This window comes from Pseudoblastomonas aquimaris (assembly GCF_035481675.1).
In the GTDB taxonomy this organism is placed as follows: domain Bacteria; phylum Pseudomonadota; class Alphaproteobacteria; order Sphingomonadales; family Sphingomonadaceae; genus Alteriqipengyuania_B.
On sequence record NZ_JAYJJW010000002.1, the window covers coordinates 173,758 to 191,318 of the forward strand.

A 17,561-nucleotide genomic window follows, 5' to 3' on the forward strand; every position below is an offset into this window, starting at 1 on the left:
CCAGCAGGAGCATGGCGACTTTGGCCCGGATCGTGATGAAATTCGGCGGCACTTCGATGGCCGGGACCGAGCGCATTCGCCGGGTCGCCAACATCGTGCGCCGGCAGGCCGCGCCAAAGCCCGACGGCACGCGCGACGAGGTGGCGGTGGTCGTATCCGCCATGGCTGGCGAGACCGACCGGCTGGTCAATTTCGCACGCGAGGCGAATCCGCTTTACGATCCGGCCGAATACGACGTCGTCGTGGCGAGCGGGGAGCAGGTCACCAGCGGGCTCCTCGCGCTCACGCTGCAGGGCATGGGCATGCAGGCGCGCAGCTGGCTTGGCTGGCAATTGCCGGTCCGCACTATCGAAGCCCATGCCAAGGCGCGGGTCGAAGCCATCGATGCGGAAGGCCTGCTGGCGGCGATGGGCGAGGGCCAGATCGCGGTGATCCCGGGCTTCCAGGGCGTTTCGGACGAAGGGCGCATCACCACCATGGGCCGCGGCGGGTCCGATACCTCTGCCGTGGCGGTGGCAGCGGCTATCGGCGCCGACCGGTGCGACATCTATACCGACGTGGACGGGGTCTATACCACCGACCCGCGCATCGTGGCCAAGGCGCGCAAGCTGAAGGCGGTGACGCACGAGGAAATGCTGGAGCTCGCCAGCGTCGGCGCCAAGGTGCTGCAGACCCGAAGCGTCAGCCTGGCGATGAAGTCCGGCGTGCGCGTGCAGGTGCTCAGCAGCTTTACCGACGGCGACGGCCCGTCGGCGGACGATTTGCCCGGCACGCTGATCGTGTCGGAAGAGGAAATGACGGCGCTCGAGGAGAAGCTGGATATGGAACGGCAGCTGGTTACCGGCATCGCCCACGACAAGACCGAAGCGAAGGTGATCCTGACCCGCGTACCGGACAAGCCCGGCGCGGTGGCGCATATCTTCGGCCCGCTGGCGGCGGCCAGCATCAATGTCGACATGATCATCCAGAACGTGGGGCGCGACAAGGGGGAGACCGACGTCACCTTCACCGTCCCGCAGGCAGACCTGCCGCGCGCGCAGGCGCTGCTGGAGGAACACCGCGGAGAAATCGGTTTCAACCGCATCATCACCGACAGCCAGATCGCCAAGATCAGCGTCGTCGGCGTGGGCATGAAAAGCCATGCGGGCGTTGCGGCGGACATGTTCGCCGCGCTGGCCGAGCGCGGGATCAACATCCAGGCGATCACCACCAGCGAGATCAAGATCAGCGTGCTGATCGACGAAGACGAAACCGAACTCGCCGTCCGCGTCCTCCACACCGCCTACGGCCTCGATGCGGAAGACGAGGCCGCATGAGCCGGCGCGCTGTTTGGGTCGTAGCGTTTCTCGTGGCGCTCGTGGCCTTGGCCTGGCTTGGATACTCGGCGGGCTTCAGTCTGGGTGAAGCGGCCACCTCCACGCGATGAGCCACATCGCCACCATCCTGCTGCTCGGGTCCGGCGAGCTGGGGCGGGAATTCGTCATTTCCGCAAAGCGGCTGGGCGCGCGGGTGATCGCTTGCGACAGTTACGACGACGCGCCCGCGATGCAGCTGGCCGACGGGCGCGAGGTGTTCTCGATGCTCGACGGGGAGGCCTTGCGCGCGGTCGCCGAAAGGCACCGCCCGGATTTCATCGTGCCCGAAGTGGAGGCGATCCGCACCGAAGTGCTCGCCGAGCTGGAGGCGGACGGTTTCAACGTGGTGCCGACCGCGCGCGCGACGCAGCTGACCATGAACCGTGACGGCATCCGCGATCTCGCCGCCGACGAGCTGGGCCTCGTCACCTCGCGCTATCGCTATGCCGAGAGTCTGGACGAGGTGCTGACGGCGGCCGAGCATGTCGGCCTGCCCTGCGTCATCAAGCCCGTCATGTCCTCCAGCGGCAAGGGCCAGTCCACCGTGCGCGATCCGGGCGACCTGGAAGCGGCGTGGACCTATGCCGCAGAAAACATGCGCGGCGACCGGCGGCGCGTCATCGTCGAGCAGTTCGTCGACTTCGACTACGAGATCACGCTCCTGACCGTGCGCCATGCCGGCGGGGTCAGCTTCTGCCCGCCCATCGGCCACCGGCAGGAACGCGGCGATTACCGCGAAAGCTGGCAGCCCGCCGCCATGACCGACGCCGCCATCGGCGCCGCGCAGGCCATGGCGCGCAGGGTGGTGGACGAGCTTGGCGGACACGGCCTGTTCGGCGTCGAATTCTTCGTGAAGGGTGAGGAGGTCATCTTTTCCGAACTCAGCCCGCGCCCGCACGATACCGGCATGGTAACGCTGGTCAGCCAGGACCTGACCGAATTCGACCTCCATGCCCGGGCGATCCTGGGCCTGCCGCTGCCGGACGATATCCGCGCGCGGGCCAGCGCCTCCGCCGTGATCCTCGCCGACCGGGAGAGCGACGACTTCGGTTTCGAAGGGCTTGCCGATGCGATGGCGGAAGGCGCGGACCTGCGCATCTTCGGCAAACCCATGACGCGCTCCTACCGGCGCATGGGTGTGGCCCTCGCCAGCGGGCCGGATACCGATGCGGCGCGCGCTGCCGCCAGCTCCGCCGCAGCCAAGGTGCGGATTGCCTACCGCTGAGGCGAACCCTAAAGGCCGGGTCATGACAGATTACAAACGATCACACGCGTTGATGCGGCGCGGCCGCGAATTCCTCGGTTCGGAACACGCCATCCTGTGCGGCGCGATGAGCTGGGTGTCGGAGCGCAACCTCGTTTCCGCCATCTCCAACGGCGGCGGCTTCGGCGTGATCGCCTGCGGCGCGATGACGCCGGAACTGCTCGATACCGAGATTGCCGAAACGAAGAAGCTGACGGACAAGCCCTTCGGTGTGAACCTGATCACCATGCACCCGCAGCTGTTCGACCTGATCGAGGTCTGCACGCGGCACGGTGTCGGCCATGTCGTGCTCGCCGGCGGCATCCCGCCCAAGGGCAGCGTCGAAAAGATCAAGGAAGGCGGCGCCAGGGTCATCGTCTTCGCCCCCACGCTCGCGCTGGCAAAGAAGCTGTTGCGCAGCGGCGGGGACGCGCTGGTGATCGAAGGGATGGAAGCGGGCGGCCACATCGGCCCCGTCTCGACCAGCGTGCTGGCGCAGGAATTCCTGCCCGAACTGGCCGAAGACCACCTCGTCTTCGTGGCCGGCGGGATCGGCCGCGGGCAGGCAATCGCGGGCTATCTCGAAATGGGCGCGGTGGGCGTGCAGCTGGGCACCCGCTTCGCCTGCGCGACGGAGAGCATTGCCCATCCCGATTTCAAGAAGGCATTCTTCCGCGCCAGCGCGCGCGATGCGGTCGCATCGGTCCAGGTCGATGCGCGCTTGCCGGTGATCCCCGTCCGGGCGCTGAAGAACAAGGGCACGGAAGAATTCACTGCCAAGCAGCGCGAAGTCGCCGCCGTGCTCGACCGCGAGGAGATCGCGATGGCCGAAGCGCAGCTGCAGATCGAGCACTACTGGGCCGGCGCGCTGCGCCGCGCGGTGATCGACGGCGATGTCGAGAACGGCAGCCTGATGGCCGGACAGTCGGTCGGGATGCTGAAGGAAGAGGAACCCGCCGCCGACATCATCGCCAAGCTGATGACCCAGTGCGAAGAGGCGCTGTCGCGGCGCTAGGCAACGGTTCCGAAGGCCCCGAATGAGCGCACCCCTCGTCATCACCCTGTCCTGCGCGGACCGCCCCGGCATCACGGCGAAGGTGACGGGCTTCCTGTTCGAGCGCGGCGGCAACGTGCTGGAAGCGCAGCAGTTCAACGACACTGGCGCGGGCGCGTTCTTCATGCGGGTGGAGTTCGACCCCGGCGAGGCCACCCGCGAGGAGCTGCGCAGCTGCTTCGCCCCCATCGCCGACCGGTTCGGCATGGAATGGAAGCTGGTTCAGCGCGATCGCCCGCGCCGGGTGATGATCATGGTCAGCAAGTTCGACCATTGCCTCGCCAGCCTGCTCTATCGCTGGCGCATCGGCGAACTGGCGATGGAGCCGGTCGCCATCGTCTCCAACCATCCGCGCGAGGCGATCGAGCATACGGAGCTGGGCGACCTGCCGTTCCACCACCTGCCCATCACGCCGGACACCAAGGCAGCGCAGGAGGCGCAAGTGCGGCGCCTGGCGCAGGAAACCGGCGCGGAACTGGTCGTGCTGGCGCGCTACATGCAGATCCTGTCGGACGAACAGGCGGCCCATTTTGCCGCGCGCTGCATCAACATCCACCACAGCTTCCTGCCCGGCTTCAAGGGCGCAAAACCCTATCACCAGGCCCATGCGCGCGGGGTGAAGATGATCGGCGCCACCGCGCATTACGTTACCAGCGATCTCGACGAAGGGCCGATCATCCACCAGGATGCCGAGGCCATCGGCCATGCCGACAGCCCCGAAGACCTGATCCGCAAGGGCCGCGACATCGAAAGCCGCGTGCTTGCCGAGGCGGTCCGTCTGCATCTTGCCGACCGGGTGCTCGTCAACGGCGGGCGGACCGTGGTCTTCTCCGGCTGAGGCGGGGCAACCGGAACGCACGGCGCGGCTCCTGCATTGGAAGGCCGAGCGCAACACTCCGGAGGACACCATGAAGAAATACGCCATCGCCCTTGCCGCAGCGGGAAGCCTTGCCGCCATCGCAACGCTGCCCGCATCTGCCGACCATCACGGCGCGGACCTGCCCGGCCAGATGGACGTCAGCCGCGTCGCCGCCGGAACCTACCAGACCGACCCGGCCCACACGCTGGTGGGCTGGAGCGTCAACCACTTCGGCTTCAACGACTATCACGGCGTGTTCGGCGACGCGGAAGGCACGCTGGTCATCGATCCTGCCAATCCGCAGGGCGCGCGCGTTTCGGTCAGCGTGCCGATCACCAGCGTCGCCGTGCCGAGCGAAGGCCTGCGCAATCACCTGCTGCGGCCCGGCAAGGACGGCGGATCGCCCGACTTCTTCGGCGCCGAGCCTGCACCCGCCACATTCGAATCGACTGCTGTCACCGTCTACGGCGATGGCACCCGCGCCATCGTTGCGGGCAATCTGTCGATGAACGGCGTGACGAAGCCCGTCACGATCGAGGCCCGCTTCACCGGCGCCGGCAGCAACCCGATGAGCCAGGCCGAGACCATCGGCTTCCACGGCACGACCACGATCATGCGGTCCGACTTCGGTATCGACTATGCACTGCCGGTCGTCGGCGACGCGGTCGAATTGACGATCAGCGCCGCGTTCGAGAAGCAGTAGGGCTCAGTCGGCGAAACCGAAGTCCAGCACTTGGACTTCGGTGCCGATGGCATAGATGCGACCGCCGGAAGGCGTCCGCACCACGTCGAACTTGTTGGCGGCGCGGGCGATGGGCACTTCGCGCCAGCTTGCGCCGCCGTCGTTCGTGGCATAGCCGCCGGCGAACGTGCCGACGAAGCCCGTGCTCTCGTCGATGAAGCCGATGCCGAACTGCCGCGCCTGCGCGTTCTGCGCCATCTCCAGCTCCTGCCAGCTGCGCCCGCCATCCGTCGTCTTGATGACGAGCTGGGTGGCGCGCTCCTGGTCGTAGGATTGCACGGTGGCATAGCCGACATCGCCGCCGCCCGGGAAGCTGGCCTTCCAGATCAATTCGTGCGGCCGGCCGGAGCGATAGACTTCGCTCCACGTCCGTCCGCCGTCCGTCGTGCGCAGGACCAGCCCCTCGGCATCGCGGCTGCTGGAGGTGGTCGCCGCGAAGACGAGGCCGGTGTTCTCGTCGAAGAACTTGATGTCGAGGATCATGCCCGCCTGCGCGCTCATGTCGATCACGCTCCATGTCTCGCCGCCGTCGACCGAGCGCAGGATGCCGGTCGGCCCGCCCACGCGCCCGGCGGCATGTATGACCGTGCGCGGCTCCAGGTTGCCCTGGTAAATCCGCTCGGAGGTCACGATGTCGATCGCGCAGACGCCCTTGATCGTCTGTCCGCCCAGATCGACCGCCTGCCATGTCGCGCCGCCGTCGCGCGTGCGATAAAGCGGGGTCTCGTCCTCGACGCCCGGGTAATAATCGGTGCCGACATTGCCGATGAAGCCGTTCTCGGCATCGAGGAAGGCAACGGCGCGCACGAAAGTGCCGGGCCGGCTCGCCACCTTGCTCCAGCTCGCGCCGCCATCCTGCGTGCGGAACAGGTCGCCCGCGCCGGTTCCGTACCACCCGTGCATCGTGTTGCCGAAGGAGATGGAGTCGCGCTTTCCGGGAAAGGCCTCGGTCGGCAGGGTCTGCCATGCGGCAAGGTCGACGGGGGCGATTGCCCGCTCGGCTGGGGCTTGAACAGGCGCGGGTGGCACAGCGGCGCAAGAGGCCATCAGCGACGCGGCCAGAGCTGCGGAGAGTGCGTGGATTTTCCCGTTCATGCGCGATCCTTTCTTGTCCGGCAAAGTCGCCCTGTGGCCATCGTTCGCTCCGCCGCATGGAACGATGTGTCCAATGCACTGGAAACGGAAGGCAAATTCGGTAGCCTGTGCGCAAACGGGGAGAAGCGCATGGCTTCGTCGGCGGCAGTAATCGGGGGCGGCATCGCCGGATTGTCTGCGGGCATTGCCCTGCGCAAGGCAGGTTTCGGCGTGACCTTGTTCGAACAGGCGGAAGACATCCGCCCGATGGGCGCGGCATTGTCGATCTGGGGCAACGCGATGGCCGGCCTCGACTGGCTCGGGTGCGGGAATGCGGTACGCGCCAAGGCCGCCGGGGTCGAACGGCTTGCGCTGCGGGACGTGCAGGGACGCGACCTTTTCGGGCCCGTCGACCTGTCCGGCAGCGACAGCTGGCTGCCGCTGCGGACCGATCTCCAGGCGATATTACTGGAACGGCTTGGGGCCGGAAACGTACGCCTCGGCGTCGCGGTCGGGCGCGCGCAGGAGGAAGGCGGGCGCGTTGCTTTGGCTGCGCGGGACGGGACATTGCTGGGAGACTTCGACCTCCTAATCGTCGCAGACGGCATCCATTCCGACATCGCCACTTCGCTGCTTGGCAATCCGCCTGTGTATCGCGGGTACGGCGGGGTCCTGAACCTGGTCGATGCCGCCCCGCAAGCGACCGGGCACGGCGAGGAAATCTGGGGCGAAGGCGACCGCTTCGGCCTGTTCGATGCCGGCGGCTCGGGATACTGGTTCTACATGGCAACGGGCACTCAGGCCGGGATTGCCGCGCTCGACCATGCCGAACTTCTCCGCCGCTCGCACTCTTTCCCCGAGCGAATCCGGGAGGCTGTCGCCGCATCCGATCCCGCAGCCCTGATCACCATTCCAATCCACGCCCGTCCGATGCCGAAATCCTTCGGGCGCGGCAGGGTCATCTGCATCGGCGACGCCGCTCACGCGATGGAACCGAACCAGGGGCAAGGCGCCTGCCAGGGCATCGAAGATGCATGGGCGCTCGGCATCCTGGCAGGGCGTCTCCCGCCCGACAGGATCCTGCCGGAATTCGACCGACTGCGCCTGAAACGCGTCGCCCGCATCCACCGCGACAGCGCCACGATGGGCGCGATCGCCCACGGCAGGCCGTGGCTGCGGCGCGGTGTATCCGCGATCTTTCGCGCTGTCCCGAAGCGTGTCGACGCGTGGCAGATCCGGCAGCGCCCCGCGCCGCCGGACTATCGCTGATCGCTAGGCCATCGCCTTCTTGTTCACGGTGATCACCTGCGGATAGGTGAATTCGAGCAGGCCTTCCTTGCCGTATTCCGCGCCGAAGCCCGACTGCTTGTGCCCGCCGAACGGGGCGAAGGGCGACAGGTGCTGGCTCTCGTTGATCCAGACCGTGCCGGTCTCCATCTGCTCGGCCAGCTTCACGCCGCGATCGGTATCGCGCGTCCAAACCGACCCGGCGAGGCCGTACTCGGAGTTGTTGGCCCGCTCCAGCACCTCTTCCTCGGTCGAGAACTTCATCAGCGGCATGACCGGGCCGAACTGCTCTTCCGCCACGATCCGCGCGTCTTCGGGCGGGTTGTCGAGGATGGTGATCGGCACGTAATAGCCGGACCCCGAAGGATCGGTGTCACCGCCGAGCAGGAACTTGTAGCCGTTGTCCCTCGCATCCTGGATCAGCTCGCATACCCGTTCGAACTGCTTCCTGTTCTGGATCGGACCGACGCCGGTGCCCTGCTGCGATCCGTCGCCCACGGTCACGCCCTTCGCATACTCCGCGATGGCGGCGGACAGCTCGTCGTAGATATCCTCGTGGATGTAGATCCGCTTGGATGCGATGCAGACCTGGCCGGCGTTGGAAAAGCTCGACCAGAAGAGCTTTTCGGCGACCTTCTCCACGTCGGCATCGGGCAGGACTATGGCCGCATCGTTGCCGCCCAGTTCCAGCGTGATGCGCTTCAGGTCCGCGCTCGCGCCTTCCATGATCTTCTTGCCAGTCGCGGTGGAGCCGGTGAAGGTGATCTTGTCGATGTCCGGGTGGCCGGTGATCATCGGGCCGAGCGCATCCTCGCCGGTGATGATGTTGACGACGCCTGCGGGCATCGCATCCTTGATCAGCTCCGCCAGACGCAGCGTGGCGAGCGGGGTGAAGGGGCTGGGCTTCAGCACGATGGTGCAGCCCGACAGCATGGCAGGCGCGATCTTCTGCATCGCCATCATCACCGGGAAGTTCCACGGCACGATGCCGCCGACCACGCCCACCGGCACGCGGCGCGTGCGCGACAGGCGGGTGTCGCTGTCCTCGTTGATCTCGTCTTCCAGCTCCAGCGTGGCCTGGTTGCCTGCCATGTAGGCGGCGCCGAGGATTTCGCCCTTGGCCTGGCCGTGCGGCTTGCCCTGCTCGCTGGTCAGGAGGCGATAGAGCTCCTCGTGATTGTCGGAGATGATCTTGGCGACGGCCTGCACCGCCTGGCGCCGTTCCTCGATCGGCGTCTTCGACCAGGTCCTGAACGCCCGGCGCGCGGCGGCGACCGCGCGGTCGAGCTCGTCCCTGCCGCAGGCTGGTACCACGCCGATGACTTCCTCGTTCGCGGGGTTCACCACGTCCAGCGTGTCGGCGGTCTCGATCATCTCGCCGTCGATCAGGTTCTTGTAGGCAGTGGGCATCGCGCTCTCCTCTGGCGGGCCAGGGCTTTTCGCGCTCCGGCACCGAATGGCTTTCCATGCGTAGATAGCATGCACGCGGCGGGAGTTTAAGCGTTCAATTAAACGAAGGCGAAGCTGCTTCATTCGGGGAGACGAGACGATGTGCGATCGCGATTTGCTGGCAAGATGGGCGATGGACCGCCGCAAGTTCGGGGCGGGGGCCGCTCTCGCCGGCGGGGCCGTGGGCCTGTCCGCCTGCACAACCTATGGCGGCGGTGATATTGGCAGGCTTGCAGAACGCAGCGTATCCTTCGCTATTGGCGACGACACGATGGACGCCTTCTTCGTCCATCCCGCCGACAGCGAATCGCCGGCGGTCATCATGTGGCCGGACATCGCCGGGCTGCGCGATGCGAAGCGCGCCATGGCGCGGCGGCTGGCGGGCGAGGGCTATGCCGTGCTCGTCCTCAACCCTTATTACCAGAGCGTATCGGGCGAACAGTTCGCCGATTTCGCGGCCTTCGTGGAGCAGGACGGCTTCGAAAAGGTGAAGCCCTGGCGCGACCAGCTCACTGCCGGAAGCGTGCAGCGCACCGCGCGCGCCGCAGCCGGCTGGCTGATGGAGCAGTCGGCGGTCGATGGCGCGCGCGGAATGGGCACGCAGGGCTATTGCATGGGCGGCCCGTTCACGATCTGGAGCGCCGCGGCAGTGCCGGGCATTCGCGCGGCCGCCAGTTTCCATGGCGGCGGCCTCGTCCGCGAAGCGGAGAACAGTCCGCACACGATGCTGCGCGGGGATGCGAACTATCTCATCGCCATCGCGCAGGATGACGATGCGGAAAATCCCGATCACAAGGCAATCCTGCGCCGCGCGATGGCTGATGCGGGAGCCGCAGGACAGGTCGACGTATTTGCAGGCGACCATGGGTGGACCGTGCCGGACTCGCCGGCATACGACCGCGCCGCGGCAGAACGCGCCTATGCGCTGTTGCTGGAGACCTACGCCCGCGCGCTGTAGCGCGCGGGCAGCCGGTCAGGTGCCGATCGTCCCGCCGCCCGTGGCGGTGGGTCGCGATGCGCTGGCCTTGCCGAAGCGGCCGTGCTTGCGGAAGGTGGTCATCCAGCGGTCGAGGAACAGCGACAACGGTCGCGGGGTCACGCCCAGCTTCTCGATCCCCGGAAAATCGCCGCTTGCCACGCTGCCCCGTTTCAGCAGCTTCCACTGGTCCATCGTCATCGGCGCAAACGGCAGCCAGCCGGTGAACTTGGCAAAGTTGCGGCTGACGAAGTCGGGCAATTCGATGAAGGTCCGGTCGCGGTTCTGCGCATCGGCGATCATGCGGTTGATCTCGGCCATGGTGAGGACTTCGGGGCCGGCCAGCTCGTAAGTCTTGCCGCCATGCTTGCCGGGGTCTGCCAACGCATTGGCGACCGCCTCTGCCGCGTCGTCGACATTCACGACCTGCATCTGCGCGTCCGGCCCGAAGACCGGAAGGGCCGGGAAGGCCTGGATCAGCTTGGCGAACATGTTCAGGAAATCGTCGTCCTCGCCGAAAATGATCGACGGGCGGACGATGGTCGCTTTCGGGAAAGCCTCCCGGACCAGTTCCTCGCCCTGCGCCTTGGTGCGTGAGTAATCGACATCGGAATCGGCATCGACGCCGAGCGCACTGACCTGCACGAAGCTGCTGGCGCCGGCCTCGTGCGCGAAGCGCGCCGCATCGCCCGCGCCATCGCGCATCAGGGCGTCGAGATTGCCGCTAAAGGCCCCGACGAGATAGACCACGCCGTGCGCATCGGCGACGGCGTGGCGCAGGCTCGCCTCGTTGGTGACGTCGCAGCGCATGAACTGTATCTGCCCCAGGTTCGCCATCGCCTTCAGCTTGAAAGCGCTTTGCGGCGACCGGCTGGCGATGCGCACCCGCGCCCCGCGCTCCAGCAGCGCCTGCGCGATATGGGTGCCGAAAAAGCCGCTCCCGCCGATCAGCGTGACGAGCTTGCCGTTCAAAGGATTGCGCGTTGCCATGATGCCCTTTCAATGCGCGGGAATGGGTTATGTGCCGCGCGGCTTTCTTCGCCGCCGCCTTTGCCCAAAGCCGCGCCGGACCGCAAGGTCGGCAATCCGGCAGCCCGCTGGGCGGGGAATTGTCAGGCGCAGAATTGTCCGGTGTCGGGGCGATCTTGCGTTGACAACCCCGCCACCCCTTCGCTAGTGGCCCGCGCCTACCCGGCAGCCCGGCATTCGACGACCGGACCTGCACAGTGTGCCCAGATGGCGGAATTGGTAGACGCACCGTCTTCAGGTGGCGGCGATCGCAAGGTCGTGGAGGTTCGAGTCCTCTTCTGGGCACCACTCATCACTTCCAGCATCCTTCGCGGCACGTCGTGGATCGGCGGGCGCATGTCCGGCTGGTCACGGCGGCATCCGTGTTCTAATCCGCAATCTCGCGGCGCTAGGCCGCATGGGAGCGCGGCACGTGTCGGTATGAGCCGAAGCGAAAATTTCGAACTTGAGCGCAGCGTCGGACCCGGGCCGGTCTTCCGGCGCGACTGGCGCAAGGCCGACGGGCGGATGCTGCACCTGTACGGGCGCTCGCCGCATCGGCTCGATCCCCTGCCGGAACCGTCCGACGACATCGCTCAGGGCGGCGAACTGCGGTTCCATCCGCTGCGCCGGGAATGGAATGTCTATGCCGCGCACCGGCAGAACCGGACGTTCAAGCCGGCGACGGCGGACGATCCGCTGGCGCCCGGCACTCCAAGCGGGCCGGCGACGGAAATTCCCTTCGAGGATTTCGAGCTGGCGGTGTTCGAAAACAAGTTCGCCGCGTTCCATCCTGCAGCGCAAGGCGCCACCCGCCTTGGGGGTATGGCCACGGAGCCTGCTCGCGGGGCTTGCGACGTCGTGGTCTATGCCCCGGAAGCGGAAGGCAATTTGCATTCGATCGGCACGGACCGGCGGCAGGTGCTGCTGGCCGCGCTGATCGATCGCTATCGCACCATGTTCGCCCAAGGGTGCGAATATGTGCTGCCGTTCGAGAACCGGGGCGACGAGGTGGGCGTGACGCTGCACCATCCGCATGGCCAGATCTACGGCTTCGAACGGATCCCCGAAGCGCAGCAGCGCGCCGTTTCAGCCTTTGCCGACGGCTTCGATCTCGCGGGCGAAATCGCCGAGGCCCAGCCCGATTACGGCATCGGCAGCGCCGGCGGGATTGCCGCCTTCGTGCCGCGTTTCGCCCGGTTTCCCTACGAGATATGGCTCGCCCCCACGCAGCGGCGTGAAGGCCCGTGGGACTGCACCGACGAGGAACTCGAAAGCCTGGCCCACTGGCTCGGCGAGGTCACGCGCCGCTACGATGCGCTTTTCGAGCGGCCTGCCGCGACGATGATGGCGTTCCATGCCGCGCCGCGCGGTGGCTCTGCTAATTACCACTTTACCGTGCAGTTCTATCCGCTGCTGCGCGCGCCGGGGCGGGTGAAATATCTCGCTTCGGTGGAACAGCACACCGGCCTGTTCACGGTCGACGTGATGCCCGAAAGCGCGGCGTCGCGGCTGAGGGAGCTCTAGTATGGCATTCGCCGGATATGCGCCCGGGCGGGTCAACCTGATCGGCGAGCACATCGACTACAACGGCGGCATGGTCCTGCCCGCGGCGCTTTCGATCGGTCTCGAAGTCGAACTTGCGCCTCGCACCGACGGGGTGGTGACGGTTGCTGCCGATTCTTACGACGAGGTCGCACGGCGATCGATCGACGACGGGGCGAACGGACACTGGTCGGACCCCGCGGTCGGCGCCGTGCGGGAGGCGCGTGCGCTCGGCCTCGTCGATGGCGGCGCAAGCCTCACCATCCGTTCGACCATCCCGCAGGGTTCCGGCCTGTCCTCCTCGGCAGCGTTGATCGTGGCCATCCTCAAGGCGGCGCGCGATGCGGGGCAGGGGACGCAAGGCGATGTCGAACTCGCCGTCGCCGCGCGCCGGGTAGAGAACGACTACATGGGCGTGCCATGCGGCATCATGGACCAGATGGCGGTCGCGGTGGCCGCGCCGGGCACCGCAATCGCGCTCGATACCGAGAGCCTGGATTACGAGATAGCCGTCTTGCCACAGAGCCACGACTTCGTGGTCCTGCACTCCGGCGTGACCCGCAAGCTTGCCGACGGACGCTACAAGGAGCGCAAGCTGGAATGCGACCGGGCCAAGGCGTTTTTCGGGACCGCGAACCTGTGTTCGCTCGAGCCCGAAGACATCGCCGGCTCCGCCCTCGAAGAGCCCTATCGCAGCCGGGCACTCCACTGCGCGACCGAACACCGCCGCGTGCTTGCTGCTCTCGCGGCGATCAAGGCCGGCGACATCGGCACACTGGCCGGCGCGATGGCGCAAAGCCATGCCTCGATGCGCGACGATTTCGCCGTTTCGCTGCCCCCTATCGACGCGCTGGTTGCCGATGCGATGACGATGGGGGCGGACGGCGCCCGGCTGACCGGCGGCGGGTTCGGCGGGTGCATCGTGGCTCTGGTCGATAAAGGCGCGAGGGAGGACTGGCTGGGCAGCGTCCTGGCCGCGCATCCGGACGCCCGCTTCGTCGCGAGCGTTTGAAGCGAGGCGGCTACCGCCCCTCGGGGCGTGCGATGGTTCACGACACGTTTACCGCTTGTTGCCCGTTTTGCGCTATCACGCGCCCCATGGACGAAGCGCGCATTACCCCGGTGATCCTGTGCGGCGGCAGCGGCACGCGTTTGTGGCCGCGCAGCCGCCCGGACAATCCCAAGCCTTTCCAGAAGCTTGTCGGCGAAACGACCCTGTTCGAAGAGGCACTTTCGCGCTGCGCAGATGCAATGCGTTTCGGCCCGCCAATCATCGTCACCGGTGCGGCGCACCAGCCACTCGTGGAGGCGCAATGCAGCCACGCCGACGCTTTGATCATCGTCGAACCGTGCGCGCGCAACACCGCTGCGGCGATCGCGCTGGCGGCCCTGCGCGTGCCCGGCGACACGCTGTTGCTCGTTTGCCCCAGCGACCAGCATGTCGCCGACACCGCGGCTTTCGACGCTGCTGTTTCGCGGGCTGCCGGGCTGGCGCAGGATGGCTGGCTGGTGACGTTCGGGATAGAACCGACACGGGCCGAGACGGGCTTCGGCTATATCGCCCGGGGCGAAAGCCTCGGCGATGGCGCCTACCGGGTCGCGCAATTTACCGAGAAGCCCGATGCCGCGCGCGCCGCCGAATTCCTCGCCGGCGGAAGGCACGACTGGAATGGGGGGATATTCCTCTTCCGCGCCGACCGCTTCCTCGAAGAACTGGCTGCCAAACGCGCTGATATCGCCGAACTGTCCAAGGCAGCAGTCGATGAAGCGACACGCGACGGGCGGATCCTCAGGCCGGGCGCCGACAGCTTCGCCCGGATCGATGGCACGTCGATCGACTACGCCGTGATGGAACGGACCGACCGCGCCGCGATGGTGCCGGTCAGTATGGGCTGGTCCGACATCGGAAACTGGCAAGCCCTCCATGACGCCCGGCCACACGACGCTTCCGGCAATTCGGTGTCAGGCAGCGCGCAGCTGGTCGACTGCCACAACGTCGCCATCGACAGCGACGGTCCGCGCGTTTCGGCCATCGGGCTGGAGAACATCGTCATCGTCGTGAACGGCGGCGAGGTGCTGGTGACGACGATGGACGGCGCGCAAGCCGTCGGCACGCTGGACGGAGCGAACGGCAAGTGAAGCGCCTACCGACCCGCGAAGTGGCCAAGATCTGGGGCTGTATGCACTTGCCTACGCCGTTCGACCGCGCCTGCAGCGAACCGACCGGCGAAATCTGGTTCGAGCCGCCGGACGAGCTCCCCGAGCTACTCGCCAAGTACATCTTCGCCTGCGACAAACTTTCGATCCAGCTTCACCCCGACGACGACCAGGCGGAAGCCGCAGGGCTGGGCCGGACGGGGAAGGAAGAATGCTGGCTGGTCATCGCGGCTGACGGCGACGCGCGGCTTGGCGTAGGCTTGCGCGAAGCGGTGAGCGAGGAGGAATTGCGTGCCGCTTCGCTCGATGGCCGGATCGAGGACCTGCTCGAATGGCACAGGGTCGAAGCGGGCGATTTCCTCTACATCCCGGCAGGGACGATCCATGCCATCGGCGCCGGCGTCAGCCTGATCGAGATCCAGCAGAACAGCGACGTGACCTATCGCCTCTACGACTACGGCCGCCCGCGCGAACTGCACCTCGATGCTGCGCTTCCTATCGCCCGGCGCGGGCCGCATCCGGCCGCGCTGAGGCGCAGGATTGCGGCGACGGGCGAGGATTGGCTGGTGGAAGGTCCGCACTTCTACCTCCTGCGCTACGACGGTCCGCTATCCGGGCCTGCGCGCGAGCGGCTGGCGGGTCGCCGGGCGCTCGTGCTGCCCACGACGGGCAGGATCGGCCCGGTGATGGCGGGCGACTGCGCCTGGATCCACGATGCTGCGGCACTCGAATCCGGACAAGGCGCGTCTGGCCTGATCGCCGTTCCTGTCGGCGGCGCTTAGCTTGTCATTCATGTGCCTGCGCCTACATTGGTTGCCTGAAAGGGATTTATTGCGATGAGCGACGACAATCGGCCCGGCGGCGAGCCGGAAAATGGCGGCAATCCGTGGGTGAAAAGCCTGTTCGTGTGGGGCGGGATCTTCCTGGGCCTGCTGTTGGTGGTTTCGCTGTTCGGCAACAACAACGCCGATGCCGGCAACCGCATCGCCTATTCCGATTTCCGTAACCGCGTGGCCGAAGGTTCGGTGGAATCGGTCGACATCTCGCAGGACCTGATCACCGGCAAGCTCAAGAACGACGAGACGTTCACGACCGTGCCGCTGGAAAGCGACGTCAACTTGCCCGACTTGATGACCCAGAACGGAGTCGAATATTCGGTCGAGGCAAGCGAGCAGCCGAACATGCTGCTGTGGATCCTGGCCCAGTCGCTGCCGTTCATCCTCATTCTCGGCATCGCCTTTTTCGCCCTGCGCCAGATGCAGAAGGGCGGCGGCGCCGGCGGGGCGATGGGCTTCGGCAAGTCGAAAGCCAAGATGCTGACCGAAAAGCAGGGCAAGGTGACCTTTGCCGATGTCGCCGGCATCGACGAGGCGCGCGAGGAGCTGGAGGAAGTCGTCGAGTTCCTGAAAGACCCGCAGCGTTTCTCCAAGCTCGGCGGGCAGATCCCCAAGGGCGCACTGCTGGTCGGCAGCCCCGGTACCGGCAAGACCTTGCTCGCCCGCGCCATCGCGGGTGAGGCGGGGGTGCCGTTCTTCACTATTTCGGGTTCGGACTTCGTTGAAATGTTCGTCGGCGTCGGCGCCAGCCGCGTGCGCGACATGTTCGAACAGGCGAAGAAGAATGCGCCCTGCATCGTCTTCATCGACGAGATCGATGCGGTCGGTCGCAGTCGTGGCCACGGCCTCGGCAACTCGAACGACGAGCGGGAACAGACGCTGAACCAGCTGCTGGTCGAGATGGACGGCTTCGAAGCCAACGAAGGCATCATTATCGTCGCCGCCACCAACCGGCCCGACGTCCTCGACCCCGCGCTGCTGCGCCCGGGCCGCTTCGACCGCCAGGTCGTGGTGCCGGTGCCCGATATCGACGGGCGCGAGAAGATCCTCCAGGTCCACATGAAGAAGGTGCCGCTGGCGCCCGACGTGAACAGCCGCACGATCGCACGCGGTACGCCCGGCTTCTCCGGCGCGGACCTCGCCAACCTCGTCAACGAGGCGGCGCTGCTGGCCGCGCGGCGCAACAAGCGCCTGGTCGCGATGCAGGAATTCGAGGACGCCAAGGACAAGGTCATGATGGGCGCGGAACGCCGCAGCATGGTCATGACCGATGACGAGAAGAAGATGACCGCCTATCACGAGGCAGGTCACGCCCTCGTCAGCCTGAACGAGCCTGCGTCCGACCCCATCCACAAGGCCACGATCATCCCGCGCGGCCGCGCGCTGGGCATGGTGATGCGCCTGCCGGAACGCGACAGCTATTCCTATCACCGCGACAAGATGCACGCGAACCTTGCCGTGGCGATGGGTGGCCGCGTGGCGGAAGAAATCATCTTCGGCCACGACAAGGTGTCCAGCGGGGCCAGTGGCGACATCCAGTACGCCACCGACCTTGCCAAGAACATGGTCACCAAGTGGGGCATGTCGGACAAGCTCGGCCCGCTGCAGTACGAACAGCAGCAGGAAGGCTATCTCGGCATGGGCCAGTCGTCACGCACCATGGGCGGCGCCGAAACCAACAAGCTGATCGATGCGGAGATCAAGGCGCTGGTCGAAGGCGGCCTGAAGCGTGCGACGGAAATCCTGACCGACCAGGAGGACAAGCTCCACCTGCTCGCTCAGGCGATGCTCGAATACGAGACGCTGACCGGCGACGAGATCAACCAGCTGATGGAAACGGGCAAGCTCGACCGGCCCGACCAGCCGGCCGGCGGCAACGCGCCCGCGCGCCCGATCCGCGGGTCCGCCATCCCGAAAGCCGGCAAGAAGTTCGGCGACGGGGGAACGGCACCGCAAGGCGCGTAGTTTGCCCTTGC

General features: G+C 66.7%; 15 protein-coding genes and 1 tRNA gene. 13 read left to right on the forward strand and 3 right to left on the reverse strand.

Annotation, left to right across the window (positions count from 1 at the left end; genetic code table 11):
• Positions 1–20 precede the first annotated feature (20 nt).
• The 5 genes from VCJ71_RS10855 to VCJ71_RS10875 all read left to right on the forward strand — a co-directional run bounded on the left by VCJ71_RS10855 (position 21) and on the right by VCJ71_RS10875 (position 5,214).
• Positions 21–1,316, forward strand: a complete 1,296-nt coding sequence (locus VCJ71_RS10855) for an aspartate kinase (protein WP_324641524.1) — start codon at positions 21–23, stop codon at positions 1,314–1,316.
• A gap of 106 nt (positions 1,317–1,422) precedes the next feature.
• Positions 1,423–2,580 carry a formate-dependent phosphoribosylglycinamide formyltransferase gene (gene purT, locus VCJ71_RS10860; RefSeq protein WP_324641146.1) on the forward strand — a complete coding sequence of 386 codons (1,158 nt, stop codon included), beginning with the start codon at positions 1,423–1,425 and terminating at the stop codon, positions 2,578–2,580.
• 22 nt (positions 2,581–2,602) lie between these two features.
• On the forward strand, positions 2,603–3,613 hold the full coding sequence (locus VCJ71_RS10865; protein WP_324641148.1) for an NAD(P)H-dependent flavin oxidoreductase: 1,011 nt from the start codon (positions 2,603–2,605) through the stop codon (positions 3,611–3,613).
• A gap of 22 nt (positions 3,614–3,635) precedes the next feature.
• A complete protein-coding gene (purU, locus tag VCJ71_RS10870; RefSeq protein WP_324641150.1) occupies positions 3,636–4,490 on the forward strand; it encodes a formyltetrahydrofolate deformylase in 855 nt (284 codons plus the stop codon).
• Between the two features lie 70 nt (positions 4,491–4,560).
• Positions 4,561–5,214 (forward strand): YceI family protein, encoded by a 654-nt coding sequence (locus VCJ71_RS10875; protein ID WP_324641151.1) that lies wholly within the window; start codon positions 4,561–4,563, stop codon positions 5,212–5,214.
• Positions 5,215–5,217: 3 nt separating this feature from the next.
• Here the strand turns inward: VCJ71_RS10875 and VCJ71_RS10880 are convergent, their stop codons facing one another.
• On the reverse strand, positions 5,218–6,348 hold the full coding sequence (locus VCJ71_RS10880) for a WD40/YVTN/BNR-like repeat-containing protein (RefSeq protein WP_324641153.1): 1,131 nt from the start codon (positions 6,346–6,348) through the stop codon (positions 5,218–5,220).
• A gap of 33 nt (positions 6,349–6,381) precedes the next feature.
• On the opposite strand from VCJ71_RS10880, the gene VCJ71_RS10885 reads away from it, so the two are divergent.
• Entirely contained in the window at positions 6,382–7,596 is a 1,215-nt protein-coding gene (locus tag VCJ71_RS10885) for an FAD-dependent monooxygenase (protein WP_324641155.1), read from the forward strand.
• A gap of 3 nt (positions 7,597–7,599) precedes the next feature.
• On the opposite strand, the gene VCJ71_RS10890 is transcribed toward VCJ71_RS10885, so the two are convergent.
• The gene (locus tag VCJ71_RS10890; protein WP_324641157.1) at positions 7,600–9,024 is read right to left on the reverse strand and encodes an aldehyde dehydrogenase family protein; all 1,425 of its coding nucleotides are present in this window, start codon (positions 9,022–9,024) and stop codon (positions 7,600–7,602) included.
• A gap of 139 nt (positions 9,025–9,163) precedes the next feature.
• Between VCJ71_RS10890 and VCJ71_RS10895 the strand changes: the two genes are divergently transcribed.
• On the forward strand, positions 9,164–10,021 hold the full coding sequence (locus VCJ71_RS10895; protein WP_324641158.1) for a dienelactone hydrolase family protein: 858 nt from the start codon (positions 9,164–9,166) through the stop codon (positions 10,019–10,021).
• A 15-nt stretch (positions 10,022–10,036) separates the two neighbouring features.
• On the opposite strand, the gene VCJ71_RS10900 is transcribed toward VCJ71_RS10895, so the two are convergent.
• Complete coding sequence (locus VCJ71_RS10900) at positions 10,037–11,029, reverse strand: complex I NDUFA9 subunit family protein (RefSeq protein ID WP_324641159.1); 993 nt, start codon at positions 11,027–11,029, stop codon at positions 10,037–10,039.
• A gap of 240 nt (positions 11,030–11,269) precedes the next feature.
• Here VCJ71_RS10900 and VCJ71_RS10905 point away from each other — a divergent pair.
• The 6 genes from VCJ71_RS10905 to ftsH all read left to right on the forward strand — a co-directional run bounded on the left by VCJ71_RS10905 (position 11,270) and on the right by ftsH (position 17,550).
• Positions 11,270–11,356, forward strand: a tRNA-Leu gene (locus VCJ71_RS10905).
• Positions 11,357–11,488: 132 nt separating this feature from the next.
• Entirely contained in the window at positions 11,489–12,574 is a 1,086-nt protein-coding gene (locus VCJ71_RS10910) for a galactose-1-phosphate uridylyltransferase (RefSeq protein ID WP_324641160.1), read from the forward strand.
• A gap of 1 nt (position 12,575) precedes the next feature.
• Entirely contained in the window at positions 12,576–13,604 is a 1,029-nt protein-coding gene (gene galK / locus VCJ71_RS10915; RefSeq protein WP_324641161.1) for a galactokinase, read from the forward strand.
• Between the two features lie 86 nt (positions 13,605–13,690).
• A complete protein-coding gene (locus tag VCJ71_RS10920; protein WP_324641162.1) occupies positions 13,691–14,731 on the forward strand; it encodes a mannose-1-phosphate guanylyltransferase in 1,041 nt (346 codons plus the stop codon).
• On the forward strand, positions 14,728–15,531 hold the full coding sequence (locus VCJ71_RS10925; protein WP_324641163.1) for a class I mannose-6-phosphate isomerase: 804 nt from the start codon (positions 14,728–14,730) through the stop codon (positions 15,529–15,531). The genes VCJ71_RS10920 and VCJ71_RS10925 overlap by 4 nt, the downstream gene beginning before the upstream one ends.
• Positions 15,532–15,585: 54 nt before the next feature.
• Positions 15,586–17,550, forward strand: coding sequence for an ATP-dependent zinc metalloprotease FtsH (ftsH, locus tag VCJ71_RS10930; protein ID WP_324641164.1), 1,965 nt, complete (start codon positions 15,586–15,588; stop codon positions 17,548–17,550).
• The last annotated feature ends 11 nt before the right edge of the window (positions 17,551–17,561 follow it).

Coding starts and splice junctions, on each gene's coding strand:
- VCJ71_RS10875 (WP_324641151.1), top strand. CDS start 4,561: ATGAAGAAATACGCCATCGCCCTTGCCGCAGCGGGAAGCCTTGCCGCC.
- VCJ71_RS10895 (WP_324641158.1), top strand. CDS start 9,164: ATGTGCGATCGCGATTTGCTGGCAAGATGGGCGATGGACCGCCGCAAG.
- VCJ71_RS10880 (WP_324641153.1), bottom strand. CDS start 6,348: ATGAACGGGAAAATCCACGCACTCTCCGCAGCTCTGGCCGCGTCGCTG.
- VCJ71_RS10865 (WP_324641148.1), top strand. CDS start 2,603: ATGACAGATTACAAACGATCACACGCGTTGATGCGGCGCGGCCGCGAA.
- VCJ71_RS10910 (WP_324641160.1), top strand. CDS start 11,489: ATGAGCCGAAGCGAAAATTTCGAACTTGAGCGCAGCGTCGGACCCGGG.
- VCJ71_RS10920 (WP_324641162.1), top strand. CDS start 13,691: ATGGACGAAGCGCGCATTACCCCGGTGATCCTGTGCGGCGGCAGCGGC.
- purU (WP_324641150.1), top strand. CDS start 3,636: ATGAGCGCACCCCTCGTCATCACCCTGTCCTGCGCGGACCGCCCCGGC.
- galK (WP_324641161.1), top strand. CDS start 12,576: ATGGCATTCGCCGGATATGCGCCCGGGCGGGTCAACCTGATCGGCGAG.
- ftsH (WP_324641164.1), top strand. CDS start 15,586: ATGAGCGACGACAATCGGCCCGGCGGCGAGCCGGAAAATGGCGGCAAT.
- purT (WP_324641146.1), top strand. CDS start 1,423: ATGAGCCACATCGCCACCATCCTGCTGCTCGGGTCCGGCGAGCTGGGG.
- VCJ71_RS10900 (WP_324641159.1), bottom strand. CDS start 11,029: ATGGCAACGCGCAATCCTTTGAACGGCAAGCTCGTCACGCTGATCGGC.
- VCJ71_RS10890 (WP_324641157.1), bottom strand. CDS start 9,024: ATGCCCACTGCCTACAAGAACCTGATCGACGGCGAGATGATCGAGACC.